This is a genomic window from Streptomyces sp. NPDC057137, assembly GCF_042670825.1.
Classification (GTDB): domain Bacteria; phylum Actinomycetota; class Actinomycetes; order Streptomycetales; family Streptomycetaceae; genus Streptomyces.
Window position 1 is genome coordinate 1 of record NZ_JBHUUW010000007.1, and the last position, 16,963, is coordinate 16,963.

13 protein-coding genes are annotated in these 16,963 nt (G+C 71.5%); 5 read left to right on the top strand and 8 right to left on the bottom strand.

Translation table 11 applies throughout. From position 1 onward, the window contains the following. Window positions 1-93: 93 nt before the first annotated feature. The 6 genes from ACFT9I_RS08235 to ACFT9I_RS08260 all read right to left on the bottom strand — a co-directional run bounded on the left by ACFT9I_RS08235 (window position 94) and on the right by ACFT9I_RS08260 (window position 8,334). Entirely contained in the window at window positions 94-1,860 is a 1,767-nt protein-coding gene (locus ACFT9I_RS08235) for a fatty acyl-AMP ligase (protein WP_382561986.1), read from the bottom strand. Between the two features lie 76 nt (window positions 1,861-1,936). Then, window positions 1,937-3,823 carry an anthranilate synthase family protein gene (locus tag ACFT9I_RS08240; RefSeq protein WP_382561988.1) on the bottom strand — a complete coding sequence of 629 codons (1,887 nt, stop codon included), beginning with the start codon at window positions 3,821-3,823 and terminating at the stop codon, window positions 1,937-1,939. Then, window positions 3,820-4,530, bottom strand: a complete 711-nt coding sequence (locus tag ACFT9I_RS08245) for an isochorismatase family protein (protein WP_382561990.1) — start codon at window positions 4,528-4,530, stop codon at window positions 3,820-3,822. Before ACFT9I_RS08245 ends, ACFT9I_RS08240 begins: the two co-directional genes overlap by 4 nt. A gap of 103 nt (window positions 4,531-4,633) precedes the next feature. Further along, window positions 4,634-5,452, bottom strand: a complete 819-nt coding sequence (locus tag ACFT9I_RS08250) for a 2,3-dihydro-2,3-dihydroxybenzoate dehydrogenase (protein ID WP_382561992.1) — start codon at window positions 5,450-5,452, stop codon at window positions 4,634-4,636. 12 nt (window positions 5,453-5,464) lie between these two features. Continuing rightward, the gene (locus tag ACFT9I_RS08255; RefSeq protein WP_382561994.1) at window positions 5,465-6,640 is read right to left on the bottom strand and encodes a 3-deoxy-7-phosphoheptulonate synthase; all 1,176 of its coding nucleotides are present in this window, start codon (window positions 6,638-6,640) and stop codon (window positions 5,465-5,467) included. A 74-nt stretch (window positions 6,641-6,714) separates the two neighbouring features. Beyond that, window positions 6,715-8,334 (bottom strand): carboxylesterase/lipase family protein, encoded by a 1,620-nt coding sequence (locus ACFT9I_RS08260; RefSeq protein ID WP_382561995.1) that lies wholly within the window; start codon window positions 8,332-8,334, stop codon window positions 6,715-6,717. Between the two features lie 230 nt (window positions 8,335-8,564). On the opposite strand from ACFT9I_RS08260, the gene ACFT9I_RS08265 reads away from it, so the two are divergent. The 5 genes from ACFT9I_RS08265 (at window position 8,565) to ACFT9I_RS08285 (ending at window position 14,729) form a co-directional block, all read left to right on the top strand. Continuing rightward, a complete protein-coding gene (locus tag ACFT9I_RS08265) occupies window positions 8,565-9,461 on the top strand; it encodes an arylamine N-acetyltransferase (RefSeq protein WP_382561997.1) in 897 nt (298 codons plus the stop codon). Further along, entirely contained in the window at window positions 9,458-11,035 is a 1,578-nt protein-coding gene (locus tag ACFT9I_RS08270; protein WP_382561998.1) for a class I adenylate-forming enzyme family protein, read from the top strand. Before ACFT9I_RS08265 ends, ACFT9I_RS08270 begins: the two co-directional genes overlap by 4 nt. After that, a complete protein-coding gene (locus tag ACFT9I_RS08275; protein ID WP_382562000.1) occupies window positions 11,032-12,675 on the top strand; it encodes an FAD-dependent monooxygenase in 1,644 nt (547 codons plus the stop codon). The genes ACFT9I_RS08270 and ACFT9I_RS08275 overlap by 4 nt, the downstream gene beginning before the upstream one ends. An 83-nt stretch (window positions 12,676-12,758) precedes the next feature. Next, window positions 12,759-13,955 (top strand): sensor histidine kinase, encoded by a 1,197-nt coding sequence (locus tag ACFT9I_RS08280; protein WP_382562001.1) that lies wholly within the window; start codon window positions 12,759-12,761, stop codon window positions 13,953-13,955. Window positions 13,956-14,018: 63 nt separating this feature from the next. Continuing rightward, window positions 14,019-14,729, top strand: a complete 711-nt coding sequence (locus ACFT9I_RS08285; protein WP_382562002.1) for a response regulator — start codon at window positions 14,019-14,021, stop codon at window positions 14,727-14,729. Window positions 14,730-14,743: 14 nt separating this feature from the next. On the opposite strand, the gene ACFT9I_RS08290 is transcribed toward ACFT9I_RS08285, so the two are convergent. Together ACFT9I_RS08290 and ACFT9I_RS08295 are read right to left on the bottom strand one after the other, a co-directional pair. Continuing rightward, window positions 14,744-16,078: a nitrate/nitrite transporter gene (locus ACFT9I_RS08290; protein ID WP_382562004.1), complete on the bottom strand. Its 1,335-nt coding sequence runs from the start codon at window positions 16,076-16,078 to the stop codon at window positions 14,744-14,746. Next, window positions 16,075-16,725: a GntR family transcriptional regulator gene (locus tag ACFT9I_RS08295; protein ID WP_382562006.1), complete on the bottom strand. Its 651-nt coding sequence runs from the start codon at window positions 16,723-16,725 to the stop codon at window positions 16,075-16,077. Before ACFT9I_RS08295 ends, ACFT9I_RS08290 begins: the two co-directional genes overlap by 4 nt. Window positions 16,726-16,963 lie beyond the last annotated feature (238 nt).

Genomic DNA, 16,963 nt, shown 5'->3' on the forward strand with positions numbered 1-16,963 from the left:
GCCGCCCACCTGGTCAGGTGGGCGGCGACAGCGGTTTTCACTACGGGCGGGCGGATCAGGGCGGTTCGACGTCCCGGCCGGACCCCGGCCCGCTCACCCGGCCCTCCCCGCGGCCAGGCTGAGCGAGCCCTCCAGATACCGCAGCCGGCAGGCCCTGCGCTGGACCTTGCCGCTCGACGTCTTGGGCAGCGACCCGCGCCGTACGACGACCACGTCGTCCACATGCAGCCGCTGACCGTCGTGCACCGCCTCGCTGACGCGCCGGCAGAGCGTCGGCACGTCCGTGTCGCGCAGCACCCTGCCGTCGGCCTCGACGACGACCACCAGCCGTTCCGTGGTGCCGTCGTCCACGGAGAACGCGGCCGAGCAGTTGGGGTGCAGCCCCTCGTCGGTGCGCTCCACGGACAGCTCGATGTCCTGCGGGTAGAAGTTGCGGCCCTTGCGGATGATGACGTCCTTGAGACGGCCGGTGATGAACAGTTCGCCGTCGTGCCAGAAGCCCAGGTCCCCCGTACGCAGAAACGCGCCGGCCGATTCCTCGCCCGCGATCCGGGCGGCGAAGGTCTCCCCGGTCTCGCGCGCCCGGTGGTAGTAACCCCCGGCAACGCACGGGCCGCTGATCCAGATCTCGCCGACCCGGCCGCCGTCCTGCGCGACGCCGGTCCCCGGGTCCACGACGCGGATCGTGGTCCGACCGGCGGCGGCCCCGACGCCCACCAGCGGCAGAGCCTGCCCGCCGGCGGCGTCGAGGATCGTGACCCGGTCGTCGCGCAGCGCCTCGGGGTCGACCCACAGCACGGTCGGCGGCCGGTCCTGCCGGCTGCCGGTGGCCTTGAGCGTGTTCTCGGCCAGCCCGTAGCCGGGGCACATCGCCCGGTCCCGGAAACCGACCGGGGCGAAGGTGCGGGTGAAGGACTCGATGACCGGCCAGCGCACCGGCTCGGCGCCGTTGACCGCGACGCGCCACGAGGACAGGTCGAGGCCGTCGGTCGCCCCCTTCTTCCGCGCATCGCGTAAGCACATCTCGTACGCGAAGCTCGGCGCGGCGGAGTGGGTGCCGCGGAACCGGGAGATCGCCTCCAGCCAGCGCAGCGGACGGCGGATGAAGGCGTCGGGCGCCATCAGATACGCGGGGCGGCCCGACCACAGCGGCATGACGGCGCCGAACAGCATCCCCATGTCGTGGAAGTGCGGCAGCCAGGAGACGAACACACCGTCGGGGTCCGTGGGCCACAGAGCCTCGGTCTCCGCGACGTTGCTGATGAAGTTGGCGTGGGTGACGACCACTCCCTTGGGGTCGCCGGTGGAGCCCGAGGTGTACTGGAGCAGCGCGGTGGTGCCCGGATCGAGGGCGCGCTCGGGCCAGTCCGCGGGCGGGGCGTCGGGCAGGTCGTCCGTGGCGAGCAGGGTCAGGCCGGCCAGATACGGCGAGTCCCCGAACCGGGCCAGCAGGTCGTCACGGACCTCGGCGGTGGTCAGCACGGTCACGGCACCCGCGTCGTCGGCCGTCCTGCGCAGCCGTTCGAGCCCGCGCTCCCGGGTGGGTACCTGGACGGGCGCGGCGGCGACCCCCGCGTACATGCAGCCGAGCAGCGCGCGGACGAACTCCAGCCCGGCGGGGTACAGCAGCAGTGCCGAGGCGCCGTCGAGTCCCGCGGCGGCCAGTACGGCACCCCTGCGGGCGGCGGCTTCGTCCAGCTCTCCGTAGGTCGTGGTGTCGCCCGGCTCCTCGCCGCTCGCCAGGAAGACGAAGGCGGTGCCGTCGGGATCCTCCCGGCCGCGCAGCCGCAGCATCTGCGGCAGGGTACGCACGGTGGTGGTGTCCTGCCGGTCCGGGGTGACTATGTGGGCGGTGGTCATCGGTGGTCAGCTCCCCGAGGTGGTTTTCCTCTTCGGTAACGGACTTCAGACGTGGTGCGGGGTGGGTGCCGGCCGCTCAGAGCAGGCCGCCGAGCATGGACCCGAAGATGCGCGGGCCGTTCTCGGTGAGGACCGATTCGGCGTGGAACTGGATCGAGGCGAAGTGGGGTCCGCGCAGCGCGTGCACCTCGTCCTCGTGCGGGTCGCGGCAGACCTCCACGGTGCCGACCCCCTCGATGTCCACCTTGTCCTGCGTGGAGCGGGCGGCGAAGGTGTTGTAGAAGCCGACCCGCTCCTCCTCGCCGAAGAGGCTGATGCGCCGCTGCACCCCCTGGTTGGGGCTCGGCCTGCGTACGAGATCGAGGCCGAGGCGCAGGCTGAGCAGCTGGTGGCTGAGACAGACGGCGACGAACGGCCGCCGTTCGGCCAGGAGTCGGGCGACGGCCGCGCGGATGTGGACGATGCGCGGATCGGAGGAGTCGCGCGGGTCGCCGGGGCCGGGCCCCAGGACCACCGCGTCGTACGTGTCGACGTCGTACGGCTCGTCGAAGCGACGGACCGTCACATCGAGCTTCAACGACCGCAGTTGATGCGCCATCATCGCGGTGAAGGTGTCCTCCGCGTCCACCATGAGCACCTTCCGGCCCGTCGGCACCGTATCGGCCCGGGGCCGGGGCGCGGCGCGTCGCCCGGCGTCGTGCAGCCAGAAGTCGGCGAGGTGGTCGTTGCGCCGCTCCAGCACCGCACGCACCCGCGGATGCGCGTCGAAGTGCCCGGGTGTGACGGCCCGCAGGGCCGAGAGCAGTCCCTCGGCCTTGACGCTGGTCTCGGCGACCTCCGCCTCCGGGTCGGAGTGGCGGACCAGGGTGGCGCCCACCCCGATCCGCAGACGTCCACCGGCGTCGATGTCGGCGGTCCGGATGAGGATGGCCGAGTCGAGGGCGCGCGCGCCGTGTTCGTCGCGGCCGATGAGCCCGATGACCCCGCTGTAGTAGCCGCGGCCGCCAGGTTCGTACTGCTCGATGACGCGGCAGGCGCTCTCCAGTGGACTGCCGGTGACCGTGGGGGCGAACAGCGTCTCGCGCAGGATCTCGCGCGGGTCGCGGTCGCTGCGCCCGGTGATGAGGTACTCGGTGTGCGCGAGCCGTGCCATCTCCTTGAGCCGGGGGCCGACCACCCGCCCGCCGTTCGCGCAGATGCGCGCCATCATCTTGAGCTCCTCGTCCACGACCATGTACAGCTCGTCGGTCTCCTTGCGGTCGGCGAGGAAGTTGAGCACGCCCGTCAGCGTCGGCCCGCCCGGTGGATACCGGTAGGTGCCGCTGATGGGGTTCATGACGGCGGTGCCGTCGGCCAGGCTGACGTGCCGCTCGGGGGTGGCGCCGACGAAGGTGCGGTCGCCGGTGTGCACGAGGAAGGTCCAGTACGCGCCCGACTCGCTCTCCAGCAGGCGGCGGAAGAGCACGAGGGCGTGGCGCGGGCTGTAGCCGCCGATCTCGGCCACGAACGAGCGTTTGATGACGAAGTTGGCGCCCGCGCCCTGGCCTATCTCGTCGGCGACGACCTTGCGGACGATGTCGGCGTACGCGTCGTCGGGTACGTCGAAGTGGCCGTTCGCGAGGCTGATCGGTTCGTCGGGGAAGCGCGCGAGCGCCGCCCCGAGGTCGGTGGTCTCCTGCCGGGTGATGCTCATGGCGAGCAGCGGGGCGCCGTCGTCGGCGGCGGTGAAGCCGCGCTCGGCGAGCTGCCGGTAGGGGATGAGGGTCAGCACCTCGTGCCGCGGACCGGGGCCCGCCGTGCCGGTGACCGTCTCGGTGGACAGGGGCAGTTGGGCCAGCACGTCGGGTGTGCTGAGATCCCCGGTCAGCACGTCCAGCCTGCCCGGGGCCGCCTCGGCCCGGTGCAGCAGCGCGTAGGCGGGCAGCCGTTGATTCAGTACGTCGTCGAGCAGATCCTCGCTCATATCACGGCCCATCTGCCGTCGGACGAAGCGCCGTGTCCGGTGTGCGCGCCCGTACGGCCCACCTGGTCCAGTTCGTCGATGAGGGTGTCGGTGTCGGCGACGACCGCGCACCGGCCCGCCGCGTAGTTCAGTGCCAGCAGGTGGTGCTCGCGGGTGAAGTCGGCGACGGCGTCGGCGGCGAGGAAGGTCCGGATGTCGTGGGTGAACGCCTCCACCGCCGTCATCAGGACGCCGACGTGCGCGTACACCCCGCAGATGATCAGCTGGTCGCGGCCCTCCTCGCGCATCCTGCCCAGCAGCCCCGAGTGGTGGAAGGCGCTGTAGCGCCACTTGGTGAGCAGCCAGTCGCCCTCCGCCGGCGCGACCTCGTCCACCACCTGCCGGTCGGCCCGGTCCGCGCGCATGCCGGGTCCCCAGAAGTCCTTGAGCAGGCCGCGCTGTTCCTCGGTCATGGAGCCGGGCTGCGCGGTGTACGCGACGGGCACGCCCAGCTCGGCACAGTGGGCGCGCAGCCGGGCCGCGTTGCGTACGAGATCGGCGCGGGCCGCGTCGGCGGGCAGGGGGCGCAGGAAGTAGCGCTGCATGTCGTGCAGGAGCAGCACCGCGCGGCGCGGGTCGGGCATCCAGCGGGCGGCGTTGACGGGCAGCTCGTCCGGTGTCGGCATGGCGTAGGGCTCGATGGCGGGTATGCCGGGTGTGAATCTCATCCGAGTCGTCTCCTCGACTTCGTCGTCCACGTCGTGCGGTGGTCTGCCTGGACCCGGGGGTGCCCGGCGGGTCTTCGTGGGCCGGAGATCGGCAGGACACCCCCTAGACGCCGAGCCCCGCGCCGCCGTCCACGGTCAGTTCGTGCAGGCTGATGTGCGAGGCGCGCTCGGACAGCAGGAAGTCCACGGCGGCGGCGACGTCGGCCGGGAGGGCGAGCTTGCCCAGCGGGATGCCGACGCGGAACGTCTCCAGCCGGCCGTCGATCGTGCCCTGCCGCCCGGACTCGTCCGTCCACATGGAGCTGAGCATGGTGGTGTCGGTGGAGCCCGGCGCCACGATGTTGCAACGGATGCCGTAGCGCGCGACCTCCAGGCCGAGACTCTTGGTGAACATCGTCGCGGCCGCCTTGGACGCCGCGTAGGCCGCCATCTCGGTACGTGGAGTGCCGGCCGCGTTGGAGGCGACCGTGACGATGGAGCCGCGCCGGCGCGCCTTCATCCGCCGCACCACGGCCTGAGACATGAGGAAGACCCCGGTGGTGTTGACGGCGAAGGTGGCGAGCCAGTCGTCGGTGCGGTAGGAACCGACCTCGCCGAGCCGCAGCACCCCGGCCGCGTTGACGAGGAACTCCACGGGGCCCAGCTCCCGTTCGACCCGTTCCACCACGGCGTCGGCGGACGGCGCACTGGAGACGTCGGCGGGGCAGGCCGTCACGGGCAGCCCGTCGGCGACCAGCTTCTCCACCGCCTCCACGAGTCGTTCGGCGTTGTTGTCGACGGCCGCGACGGCGATGCCGCGGCCGGCCAGTACCCGCGCCACCTCGGCGCCGATGCCGCCCGCCGCCCCGGTCACGATCGCGGTGCCCTTGTCGGTCGTCAGGTCCGCGTCGGTGACGCGATCCAGGTCAGTGGTGTGGTGCATGACTTGCCTCCTTCAGCCCGTCCAGACGGACAGCACGTCGACCGCCTGGCGCGGAGTGAGCCGCGGGTCGCAGAACGTTGTGTACTTGTCGCCGACCGAACCGTTGGCCGCCTCGTTGTGGGCGCACTCGGTCACCTCGTCGGGAGTGGTCTCCAGATGAACGCCGCCGACGGCGCCGCCCCCGGCGCGCACCGCGGCCTGGAAGCCGAGCAGTTCGCGCTGGATGGTCTCCACGTAACGGGTCTTGAGCCCGTCGGGCCCGGCGGTGACGGTGTTGCCGTGCATGGGGTCGCTGAGCCAGATCACCGGGTGACCGGCGGCGCGGACGGCGGCGACCAGCCCCGGCAGCCGCTCGTCGACGAACCGGTCACCCATGCGCGCGATGAGCGTGAGTCTCCCGCCGCGCCGTCCGGGGTCCAGGACGTCGCACAGCCGCAGCAGCTCCTGCGAGGTCATGGACGGCCCGACCTTGCAGGCGACCGGGTTGATCACCCGGGAGAGCAGGGCGACATGGGCTCCGTCGGGCTGCCGGGTGCGCTCGCCGATCCACGGCCAGTGCGTGGAGGTGAGCAGCAGCTGGCCGGCCGGGTCGCGGCGCAGCAGGGGAAGTTCGTAGTCCAGGACCAGCGCCTCGTGGCTGGTCCACACGGGGGATTCGATACGGGTCCGCTCGGCGGGCAGATACCAGTCGAGGTTGTTCACCGCGTCGCGCGCGGCCTGGTAGCAGAGCAGCATGCGGCGCGGATCGGCGCGGCGGCTCTCCGGATCGGGCTCGGGACCGTTGATCATATGGCCCCGGTACACGGGAAGTTCACCGCCGCCGACCCGTTCGGTCGGCTTGGAGCGCGGCTTGGCGAACTGTCCCGCGATGCGCCCCACCCGTACGACGGGTTTGTGCGACGCCATCTTCATCGCGCTCGCCAGCAGGTCGAGCACGGCGGACTTGCGCACGACATAGCCACGGCTGCATTCGGCCGGGTCCTCGGCGCAGTCACCGGCCTGGATCACCTGTGCGTGCCCGGTCGCGACCTGCGACAGATGGGCGCGCAGGATGCGCACATCGGCCGCCGTGACCACGGCGGGACGGCCTGCGAGGTCGTCCCTGACCCGGCGCAGCAGAGCCTCGTCGTCCCACCGCGGCTGTTGCAGAGCCACACGGGACCGGATGTCGCGCGGAACGTCGTCCACTTGATTCTCCCTCGTCGGTGTCGGCGGCGCGGGGCCACGGGCTGAGACATGTGTGCGGTTGCGGGGCCGCGCGCTCAGGCGCGCGGGACCCAGTGGATGTCGTCCCAGAACTGGAGCTGGCGGAGCTTGGGGGTGGTGGTGACGGTCGCCACGCCGGGTCCACCGACGACGAGCGTGCTGGGCCGGCCGGTGTCGAAGACGGGCCACTCGGGCGCGTGCGCGGAGCTGGGCGCCGAGCCGTGCGCGAAGGAGGACACCAGGTCGACGAAGGTGTCGGAGATCCGCCGCTCCAGCGGCCCGTCACCGAACTGTCCGATGTTCAGCGGGTGTCCGTGACTGCCGAACAGGAACTTCGACGTGGCGTCGTGCGGGGTGCCGTAGTGCGGTGGCCGTACGGGGTGCGCGAACTCCATCACGTACTGGGGTGCCCGGCCCTCGCGCGCGTGCCGCTCGGCCTGCCGCACGATCTGATGGCGGAAGAGCGCGTCGCCCCAGATCTCGGTCCACAGCGTGCGCGGGTCGGCCGGCAGTCCGTCGGCCTCCGCCGCCTCCCGGTAGGCGGCGACGCACGCGTCGGCGAGCGAGGCGGGCACCTGTGGGGTGCACTTGAGCAGGACGTCCCGCACGGCGGCCCGCAGTCCGGCGCCGTCGGTGGGCGCGGGCGGCGCGGGCGGGAAGGAGGGGGACAGGGGGTCGGTGAAGAAGGAGCCTTCGGTGCTGTTGTGGACGACCATGGTGGGGATGTCGGGCAACGGCAGTTCGTGGGCGAAGCCGGTCACCGTACGCCCGTCGCGCACCGGCCCGCGGTACTCGCGCCCGCTGGAGACGGGGCGGTCGGCGGGCGCACCGCCGAAGAACCGCAGCCAGGCGGCGTGCAGTTCGGCCGCGGGCAGCGCGCGCAGACCGGCGACCGTGGTGCCGAACCGCTCGGCGAGACGCGCGTAGACCGTCCGGGCGTCGGCGGGGGTGAGGGAGGAGGCGGGCGCCCACGCGTGCGCGGCGCTGATGGCGACGAGCCGCCGCACGGTCCCGCGCAGTTCGGGCAGCCCCGCCAGCACGCGGGCGGTCGCACCGCCCGCCGAGGTACCGCAGAGCGTGATGGCGTCCGGGTCGCCGCCGAACGCCGCGGCGTTGGCCCGTACCCAGTGCAGCAGCGCCACCTGGTCGAGGAGGCCCCAGTTGGCCTGGTCACCGGTGTCGGGGTCGGCGAGGTCCTCGTGCAGGCCCCAGCCGAAGACACCCAGCCGGTAGTTGAAGTTGACGACCACCAGGTCGCCCATCGCCGCCGGCTTGGCGCCGTCGAAGGTCGGCACGCTGCCCGCCCCCACCTGCCAGCCGCCGCCGTGGATGTACACCAGCACCGGTCGGCTCCCCGACGGGTCCGGTGTCCACACGTTCGCGTACAGCGCGTTCTCCGCGCTGCCCGGCACGCCCGACTGCAGGAAGGCGGGCCCGAACCGGGTGGCGTCACGCACCCCGTTCCACGGCTCGACCGGGCGCGGGGCCCTGAAGCGCAGCGCTCCCACGGGCGGCCGGGCGTAGGGCACACCGCGGAAGACGGACAGGGTGCGTCCGTGGTGCTCCTCGCCGGTGCCGACGATACGTCCGGCCCGGGTACGGACGACGGGACCGGTGGCCGACGCGGTGGGGACGGACACGGAAGGGGCAGGGGCCGGTGAGGCGCCGATGGTCATCGCGACAGCGCTCCTTGCTCGGGTTCGGCCCTTGAGGGAGGTGCGGACATCCCGGGCCGGCGGGGCGCCTTGAGGCGCTGGGCGATCCTGTGTCCACCCACCCGGGACGACCAACGGCTCTTCGCACACTCCGTCAGGTGGCGGGGAAGTCCGTCAGGTTCAGGCCACGACCTGACGGAGTGCCGCTCCGTCAATTGCCGCTGGTCCGGCGCCGTTCAAGGATCCGGCGCATGGCCACAGAGAAAAGCGTGCTGCCGCAGTCGACGAATCCCGTTCGGGAAGGCGACCCCCAATGGGGCGGGGAACTCCTGGACCTGGGCGCCTATCTGCGGCGCGTCGGATATACGGGCCCGCGCACGGCCACCGCCGACGCCCTGTTCGCGCTGCATCGCGCGCACCGGGAATCCATCACGTTCGAGAACATCGACGTGGCACTGGAGCGCGGTGTCTCACTGGATGTCGAAGACCTTCAGGACAAACTGGTGGAGCGCGGCAGAGGCGGTTACTGCTTCGAGCAGAATCTGCTGTTCGCCGTGGTACTGGAGCGGCTCGGATTCACTGTGTCGCGCATGCTGGCCCGGGTGCGCCTCGGTACGGACCAGACCCGGTACCGGGCCCATACGGCGCTGATCGTCACCGTCGGCGAGGACCGCTGGCTGGCCGATGTCGGCTTCGGCGCCCGGGGGCTGGTCGAGCCGATCGCCTTCGAGCCCGGCGCCCGGAGCCGGGTGGCGGCCTGGAACTGGCAACTGGGCACGGACGGCGACCAGTTCGTACTCCGTTCGCTGCGCGGCGAGGACTGGTTCGACCTGTACGCCTTCCGCGTCGAGCGCCATTTCCAGGTCGACTTCGACGTGTCCAACTACTTCACGGCCCACCACGAACGTTCCACGTTCACCGGCAAGGTCATCGCGATGCACGGTACGACCCGGGCCCAGCGGACGCTCGTGGACCGGACGTTGGTGACACAGCACCCCGACGGCCGCACCGAGCACACCGAGCTGACCGCCGACGAGGCCGTCGACCTGCTGCGGCACTCCTTCGCCATCACCCTCTCCGAACAGGAAGCGCTGCTGCTGCGGCAGCGTCTCACCGCCCCGCTCCCCCCTCTTCAGGAGGCGTCATGATGCTTCATCTCCCCGCCAGCAGAAGCCCTCTCCGGCTGGGTACGGTGCCCGAGGAGGCGGCTGCCAGGCACCCGGGTACGCCCCTCACGCTGGACCACGACATGGACGCCGCGCCCGAGGCGGGCCGGGAGCTGACCACCGCCGAACTGGCAGATCTGGTGGACGACATGGCGGCCCGGCTGTGGGTGGCCGGAGTGCGCGCCGGTGAGCACGTCGCGCTCTACAAGTCGCACAACTTCGACATCTACGTACTGGCCTGCGCCGCCTCACGCCTCGGCGCCGTACCGGCCCTGCTGTCGCCCGCGCTCGACGGCACGACCGTCGCCGCGCTGCTGGCCCGGCTGGAGCGGCCCCATCTGATCACCGACGCGGGCAAGCTCGCCGACGAGTTGTCCGGCATCGACACGGCCGGGACCACCAGCACGGTCATCGTGCCGGGCGGCGACGTACCGGGTGCGGTGTCACTGGCCGGACTGGCGGGCTCACCGCGCCGCGCGCCGGTCATGCTGGACGGGAACCACCCCGCGCTGATGACCCACACCTCGGGCACCACGGGCGTCCCGAAGCTCGTCGTCCACACGGCTCTGTCGCTGCGCGGCCGTTACCGCCCCCAGGAACGTCTCGTCCGGCTCATCCGCCGCCGGGAGACGTACGCCGTGCACGTCTCGTTCGTCCACTCCCGGATGTACATGGCGCTGGCGGTGATGCTGGAGCACGGGATGCCGATAGTGGTCATCGAGCACGGCGAGCCGGAGAAGGTCGGGCCGCTGTTCGCCCGGACCCGCCCGGGAATCATCGAGACACACCCCAACTCATTCGTGGAATGGGAGGAGTTGGCCAATCACCCACTACGCCCGCTGGCCAACGTCAAATATTTCAGCGGGACCTTCGACGCGATTCACCCGCCGACCATCCACCGGCTGCTGTCGGCGTCCCAGCGGCGGAAGCCGCTGTTCTTCCAGTTCTACGGGCAGAGCGAGTGCGGGCCGCTCGTGGCTCGCTGGTACACCCAGAAGAACGCGCACAAGGCGAACGGCCGCTGCCTCGGATATCCGCTGCCGGGTATGACGCACGTACGGGTCGTGCCGCGCGATGGGCACCGCCCGTCGAAGTCCACCCCCGGCTTCATCGAGGTGCTCACCGACGGACGCGCCGTGAACTACTACGCGGAGGAGGCGCGTTACCAGGAGGAGCTGAGCGGCGAGTGGTGGCGTACGGGAGACGTCGGCTACCGCGACCGGCTGGGGCGGGTACATGTCCTGGACCGCGCGGTGGACGTCATCCCGAACGTCGACTCGACACTTGAGGTGGAGGACACCCTGCTCGGCCGACTGGACGAGCTGCTGGAACTGGTGCTGATCCCGGGTCCCGACCAGGAGCCACTGCCGGTGGTGTGCACGAAGGGGAACGTGCCGCTCGACCTCGCCCGCTGGCGCACGGCGGTCGTCGACTTCCCCGCCCTCGCCGACCCGGTCCAGCTCCCCCTGTCCGAACTGCCCCGTACGGCGACGATGAAGGTGCAGCGCATCGAACTGGCGCGCAGGCTCCGCGAGCGGCTGGAGCACGCCGGATGAGCGACGCGACGAAGGCGATGGAATCGGCGGAGCCGGGGCCCGACGGTGTCGACGTACTGATCGTCGGAGCAGGCCCCACCGGCCTCTTCACCGCCTGTGAGCTACTGCGGCGAGGCGTGACCGTCCGCCTGATCGACCGGGCGGCGTCCCCCTCCACCGTCCCCAAGGCACTGGCGCTGTGGCCGCGCGCCCTCGACCTGCTGGCCGACCTCGGGATCGGCGAGGCGGTGCGCGACAGCGCCATCCCCATCACCGGCTTCAGCTACTTCTCCGGCGGGCAGCCGCTCGCCACCTTCGCCGTCCCCGGCCCGCTGCGACCGCTGCATCTGCCGCAGTACACGACCGAGCGGCTGCTCACGGAACGGCTGCACGCGCTCGGCGGCAAGGTCGAGCACGGCACCCGGCTGCTCAACCTGGACGACGTGGACTTCAGCGGCCGTATCGACGCCACCGACGGCGTGACGGCCGTCCTGGAGTGCGGCGACACGGGTGTACGGCGCGTCCGCGCGCGCTTCGTCGTCGGAGCCGACGGCGCCGCGAGCACCGTGCGCGGCGCGCTGGGGATCGGCTTCCAGGGCAGTACGTACCCGCTGTCGTTCGCCCTGATCGACACCGAGGTCGAAGGACCGCTGCCCCCCGGTGAACTGCTGTACTACCAGGCCCCGTCCGGCACCCTGATGATCGCGCCGCTGCCCGACCAGGTGTTCCGCATCCTCGCCGTCCTGCCTTACGACGGGCAGGGGCCCGAACCCGCCGTGACCGTCCCGATGATGCAGAAGCTGCTGGACGAACGCGGCCCCGGCGGCGTCACCATCACCGAGCCGCGCTGGCAGACCGTCTACCGGGTCCACGCGCGCACTGCGGCGGACTACCAGCGCGGCAGGGTCTTCCTGGCCGGCGACAGCGCCCATGTGCACAGCCCGGCAGGCGGCCAGGGCATGAACAACGGCCTCCAGGACGGCTACCAGCTGGCCTGGAAACTCGCCGCCGTGGTGCACGGCGAATCCCCCTCCTCGCTGCTCGCCGACTACACCACCGAGCGCGCCGAGGCCACCGACCGGATCGTGGCCGACACCGCACGCCAGACCCGGGCCTGGATGGCGGACGGCCGAACCAGGATCACGGTGCGCGACGCGGCGTTCCGCGCGGCGGCCCGCACCGGCGCCGTGCCCGGCCTGGTCTTCCCGGTGATGGCGGGCCGGCGGGTCGGCTACACGCCGCGGCGTGCCACGCAGTCGCCGTCCGGGCGTACCCGCTGCCGGACGCTGGGACGGCTCCCCGGGCGGCTGCGTCCCGGCATGGTGTTCCCGCGCGAACTCGCGGTGGCCTACGGCATCTCCGGGCCGGGGCCGCGGCCGGCCGGCTGGACCGTCGCGGTACTGCCCGGCTCCCCCTACAGCGATCTGCCGAGGCTGGTCGAACGGGTCACCGCCCGCTGGCCCCAGGTCCGGCGGCTGCGGCTGCTGCCGCACGACACCGTCCGGGCCACCGGCTGCGCGGCGGCGGGCTTCTACCTGATCAGGCCGGACGGGCACATCGCGGCGCACGGCCACGAGGCGGACCTGGCTCATCTCATCGTGGAACTGGGGCTCGCGCTGCACCCGGAGAAGAACCGCACACCATGTCAGAAACCCTCCTGAGCAAGGCCGTTCGGCGCGCCTGGGCGGGCCCGGCACCGTCGCCGGGCCCGTCGGCCGCCGCCCGCCGTCGTACGCTGGCAGACATGTCAGACTCCGCCGTCCGCGCAGTCCGCGTGTTCCGGATCGACCGCTTGATGGCCCTGGCCGGCGCCTGTGTGCTGGTGGAACTGGGCGTGGTGATCCTCGGCCGAACGGCGGGCAGCCTGCCCGCCACGCTCGTCAGCTGCGCGGCGTCCGTGTTCGGCTGGGTCGCGCTCGGTGTCCGGCGCCGCTGGCCCGTGTGGGTGGCCGTGACGACGCTGGCGACCACCCTGCTCTACTACCAGGCCAGCGGCGTCAACGGCCCGGCCCCGGCACTGATGTTCATGGTGGCGCTCTACACCGTCGCGGGGGTGGGACAGTTGGCGGCCGTCGTGACACTGGCCGTTGTCATCATGCTGGTGATCGGATACGGGGAGTTCACCATCGCCGGTGAGCAGCGGGACATCGACAACATGTCGATCGCGCTGCTCAGCGGCTGGTTTCTGAGCGTGATCGCCTTCAGCCACGCCATGCGCTCGCGCCAGGCGTATCTGGCCGAGGCCGAACAGCGCGCGCTGGCGGCGGAGCGCGAACGCGACGTGCGCGCGCGCCAGTCGGCCACCGAGGAGCGGCTGCGCATCGCCCGCGAACTGCACGACGTGCTCGGTCACAACATCTCACTCATCAACATCCAGACGACGGCCGCCCTGCACCGCAGCACCAAACGACCGGGCGAGACGGCGGAGTTGCTGGCCGCGCTGGAGTTCACCCGCGACACCAGCAAGGAGGCCCTGCGGGAGTTGCGCAGCACGCTCGGCGTACTGCGCCAGGTCGACGAGCAGGCTCCGACGGCGCCCGCCGCAGGACTGGACCGGGTCGTCGAGCTCGCGGACCGGGCCGCCGGCATCACCGGCCTCAAGGTCTCCGTCGAGTCCGAGGGCGAGACACCGGTGGTCCCGCCGGGGATATCGCTGGCCGCCTACCGCATCATCCAGGAGTCGCTCACCAACGTCACCCGCCACGCGGGCGCCGCGCACGCCACGATCGCGATCACCTACCACCCCGGCGAACTGCGCGTATGCGTGGAGGACGACGGCCGGGGCGCGCCGGAGACCGTACGGGGCGGCGGCATCACCGGCATGACGGAGCGGGCCAGGGCACTGGGAGGTGAGCTGACGGCGGAGAACACCGGCCACGGCTTCCGCGTCTCGGCGCGCCTGCCGATGCCGGCCGGGACCGGTCCGACGACGGCGTACTGACCGGCCGCCGCGATCCGGCCCGATCCGGCCCGACACGAAAGGATGGGCCCTACGCTGATGGCCATGACCCCTCAAATCAGAGTCCTGTTGGCCGACGACCAGCAGTTGGTCAGAGCCGGCTTCCGGTCGATCATCGACGACGAGGACGACATCGAGGTGGTCGGCGAGGCGTCGGACGGTGCCCAGGCGTACGAGCTGGCGCGCGAACTGCGCCCCGACGTCGTCCTGATGGACATCCGCATGCCGAACGAGGACGGGCTCGCCGCGACGGAGCGGATCGTCGCCGACGAGCTGCTGTCCGACGTGAAGGTGGTCATCCTCACCACCTTCGACGTGGACGACTACGTGTACGGGGCGCTGCGCGCGGGCGCATCGGGCTTTCTGGTCAAGGACACCGACCCCATGGAGTTACTGCACGGGATCCGGGTGTGCGCCCGGGGAGACGCGCTGATCGCGCCCGCCATCACCCGGCGGCTGATCTCGGAGTTCGCCGGCCGGGTCACCCAGCCGGACCTCAGCCCGCGGCTGCACGCGCTCACCAGCCGCGAGCAGGAGGTGATGCGGCTGGTCGGGGCCGGTCTGACCAACGACGAGATCGCCGAACGGCTCGTCCTCAGCCCGTCCACGGCCAAGACGCACGTCAGCCGGATCATGACCAAGCTGGGCGCCCGCGACCGTACGCAGTTGGTGATCCTCGGATACGAGAGCGGCATGATCACCCCGGGCCAGGCTTCGCTGACGGCCCCGGCACCGCTGCGCCCGCGCAGGACCTGAAACGCCCCGTCCACTCACGCGGGTACGTGCACGGCCTCCACCCGGCTCGCCACCAGCCGCTCCCGCTCCCGCCGCGCCGTGCGCGCCCGCAGCCGCAGGATCTGGACGATCCCGAGCGCTTCGAGGACGAAGACGGACGAGAACGCGACGCGGTAGTTGCCGCCGGTCGCGTCGAGGAGCACGCCGACGGCGAACAGCGTCGTCATCGAGGCCACGAAACCGCCCATGTTGACGATGCCGGAGGCGGTGCCCTGACGGGCCGGCGGGTTCGCGGGCCGGGCGAAGTCGAAGCCGATCATCGAGGCCGGTCCGCAGGCGCCGAGGACGACGCAGAGTGTGATCAGCAGCCACATCGGCGCATGCTCGCCGGGGTAGGCGAGCGTCGACGCCCACACGAGCGCGGTCACACCGACCGTGCCGAGGGCGAGCGGGGCCCTGGCGGCGTGGTGGCGGGCGATGATCTGCCCGTAGACGAGGCCGATCACCATGTTGACGAGGACGATCAGGGTGAGCAGATCGCCCGCCGTGGCCCGGGACTGCCCCTGGGCCTCGACGAGGAACGGCAGGCCCCACAGCAGGAGGAAGACCATGGCGGGGAACTGGGTGGTGAAGTGCACCCAGAGCCCCAGCCGGGTGCCGGGCTCCCGCCACGACTCGGCGATCTGCTTCCGTACATAGGTCGCGCCCGCGTGCTCGGACGGCGGCGGCTCGTGGCCCTCGGGGTGGTCCTTGAGGAAGAACAGCATCAGTACGAGGACGACGACACCGGCCATCGAGCTGCCGACGAACGTCGTGGTCCAGCCGAGGTCGCTCAGCAGCCGGGCGATGACAAGGGTGGAGACGAGATTGCCCGCCATCCCGAAGAGTCCGGTGAACTGCGCGATCAACGGGCCCTGGCGGGCGGGGAACCAGTGGGCGCCGAGGCGCAGTACGGCGATGAAGGTCATCGCGTCGCCGCAGCCGAGGAGGGCGCGGGCGGCGAGGGCCATGCCGTAGGTGGGGGCGAGGGCGAAGCTGAGCTGGCCGAGGGTGAAGAGCGTCACGCCGAGGGTCAGGACCCGGCGGGTGCCGAGCCGGTCGACCATGAGGCCGACGGGTATCTGCATCCCGGCGTAGACGAGGAGTTGGAGGATCGAGAAGGTGGAGAGGGCGGAGGCGTTGACGTGGAAGCGGTCGGCGGCGTCGAGCCCGGCGACGCCCAGGCTCGTACGGAAGATGACGGCGACGAAGTAGACGGCGACGCCGATGCTCCACACGGCGACGGCGCGCCGGCCGCCGGGCGGGTCACCGGGCAGGCTGGGGGCTGACCCGCGTCCGGCGGTCCCTCCTCCTGAAGAGGCCGCGCTCACCGGGCCTCACCCCGGATGAGCACCTTGACCCGGCTGACGTGGGCGCGCACGCACCGCGCGGCGGCGTCGGCGTCACCGGCCCGGATGGCTTCGAGCAGTTCGGCGTGCTCGGTGATGCTGGTCCGTACGCGCTCGGGGTGCGCCTCCATGACGGCGACGCCCATCCTCAACTGCCGGTCCCTGAGCTGGTCGTAGAGCTTCGACAGGATCTCGTTGCCCGCGTTGCGCACGATCTCGGCGTGGAAGCACCGGTCGGTGACGGCCACGGCGGCGAGGTCCCCCTCGTCGGCGAGGCGGCGCTGCTCTTCCAGCAGTTCCTCCAGGCGCGCGACGAGCCGCGCGGACGCGGGGACGGCCCTGCGGGCGGTGAACTCCTCTACCAGCAGGCGGGTTTCGACGACATCGGCGATCTCCTGCGCGGAGACGGCGAGGACGAGGGCGCCCTTCTTGGGATAGAGCTTGATCAGCCCCTCGACCTCCAGCTTGAGCAGCGCCTCGCGCACGGGTGTACGGGACACCCCGACGGCCTCGGCGAGTTCGCCCTCCGTAAGGAGGGTCCCGCCCTGGTAGTGCCGGTCGAGCACGCCCTGCTTGATGTGGCTGTAGACACGGTCGGCGGCGGGCGCTGGGGAGGTGGCGGCAGGCATGCGTACAGCTTAGATACAACAGAGATACGACGGGGATCACGTCCACATCGCGGAACAACCACGCGGAACGACAGATTTCCCGGGCGTGTCATACATCCCTTGGGGCGACTCGTGCGTCTTTCAGTGGACTGCCCCTTTACGGGTGCGCGTCCAATTCACTTCAGACCAACGCATTCGCGACATCGGAGCGTTCCATTGATAACCAGCCTCCCGGCCGTGCGCAGAAACGTGCGTAGGA

Bases quoted from the DNA above. Each gene is read 5' to 3' on its own strand.
- ACFT9I_RS08265 (WP_382561997.1), top strand. From the start codon at position 8,565: ATGGCCACAGAGAAAAGCGTGCTGCCGCAGTCGACGAATCCCGTTCGG.
- ACFT9I_RS08295 (WP_382562006.1), bottom strand. From the start codon at position 16,725: ATGCCTGCCGCCACCTCCCCAGCGCCCGCCGCCGACCGTGTCTACAGC.
- ACFT9I_RS08285 (WP_382562002.1), top strand. From the start codon at position 14,019: ATGACCCCTCAAATCAGAGTCCTGTTGGCCGACGACCAGCAGTTGGTC.
- ACFT9I_RS08250 (WP_382561992.1), bottom strand. From the start codon at position 5,452: ATGCACCACACCACTGACCTGGATCGCGTCACCGACGCGGACCTGACG.
- ACFT9I_RS08240 (WP_382561988.1), bottom strand. From the start codon at position 3,823: ATGAGCGAGGATCTGCTCGACGACGTACTGAATCAACGGCTGCCCGCC.
- ACFT9I_RS08235 (WP_382561986.1), bottom strand. From the start codon at position 1,860: ATGACCACCGCCCACATAGTCACCCCGGACCGGCAGGACACCACCACC.
- ACFT9I_RS08275 (WP_382562000.1), top strand. From the start codon at position 11,032: ATGAGCGACGCGACGAAGGCGATGGAATCGGCGGAGCCGGGGCCCGAC.
- ACFT9I_RS08270 (WP_382561998.1), top strand. From the start codon at position 9,458: ATGATGCTTCATCTCCCCGCCAGCAGAAGCCCTCTCCGGCTGGGTACG.
- ACFT9I_RS08260 (WP_382561995.1), bottom strand. From the start codon at position 8,334: ATGACCATCGGCGCCTCACCGGCCCCTGCCCCTTCCGTGTCCGTCCCC.
- ACFT9I_RS08280 (WP_382562001.1), top strand. From the start codon at position 12,759: ATGTCAGACTCCGCCGTCCGCGCAGTCCGCGTGTTCCGGATCGACCGC.
- ACFT9I_RS08245 (WP_382561990.1), bottom strand. From the start codon at position 4,530: ATGAGATTCACACCCGGCATACCCGCCATCGAGCCCTACGCCATGCCG.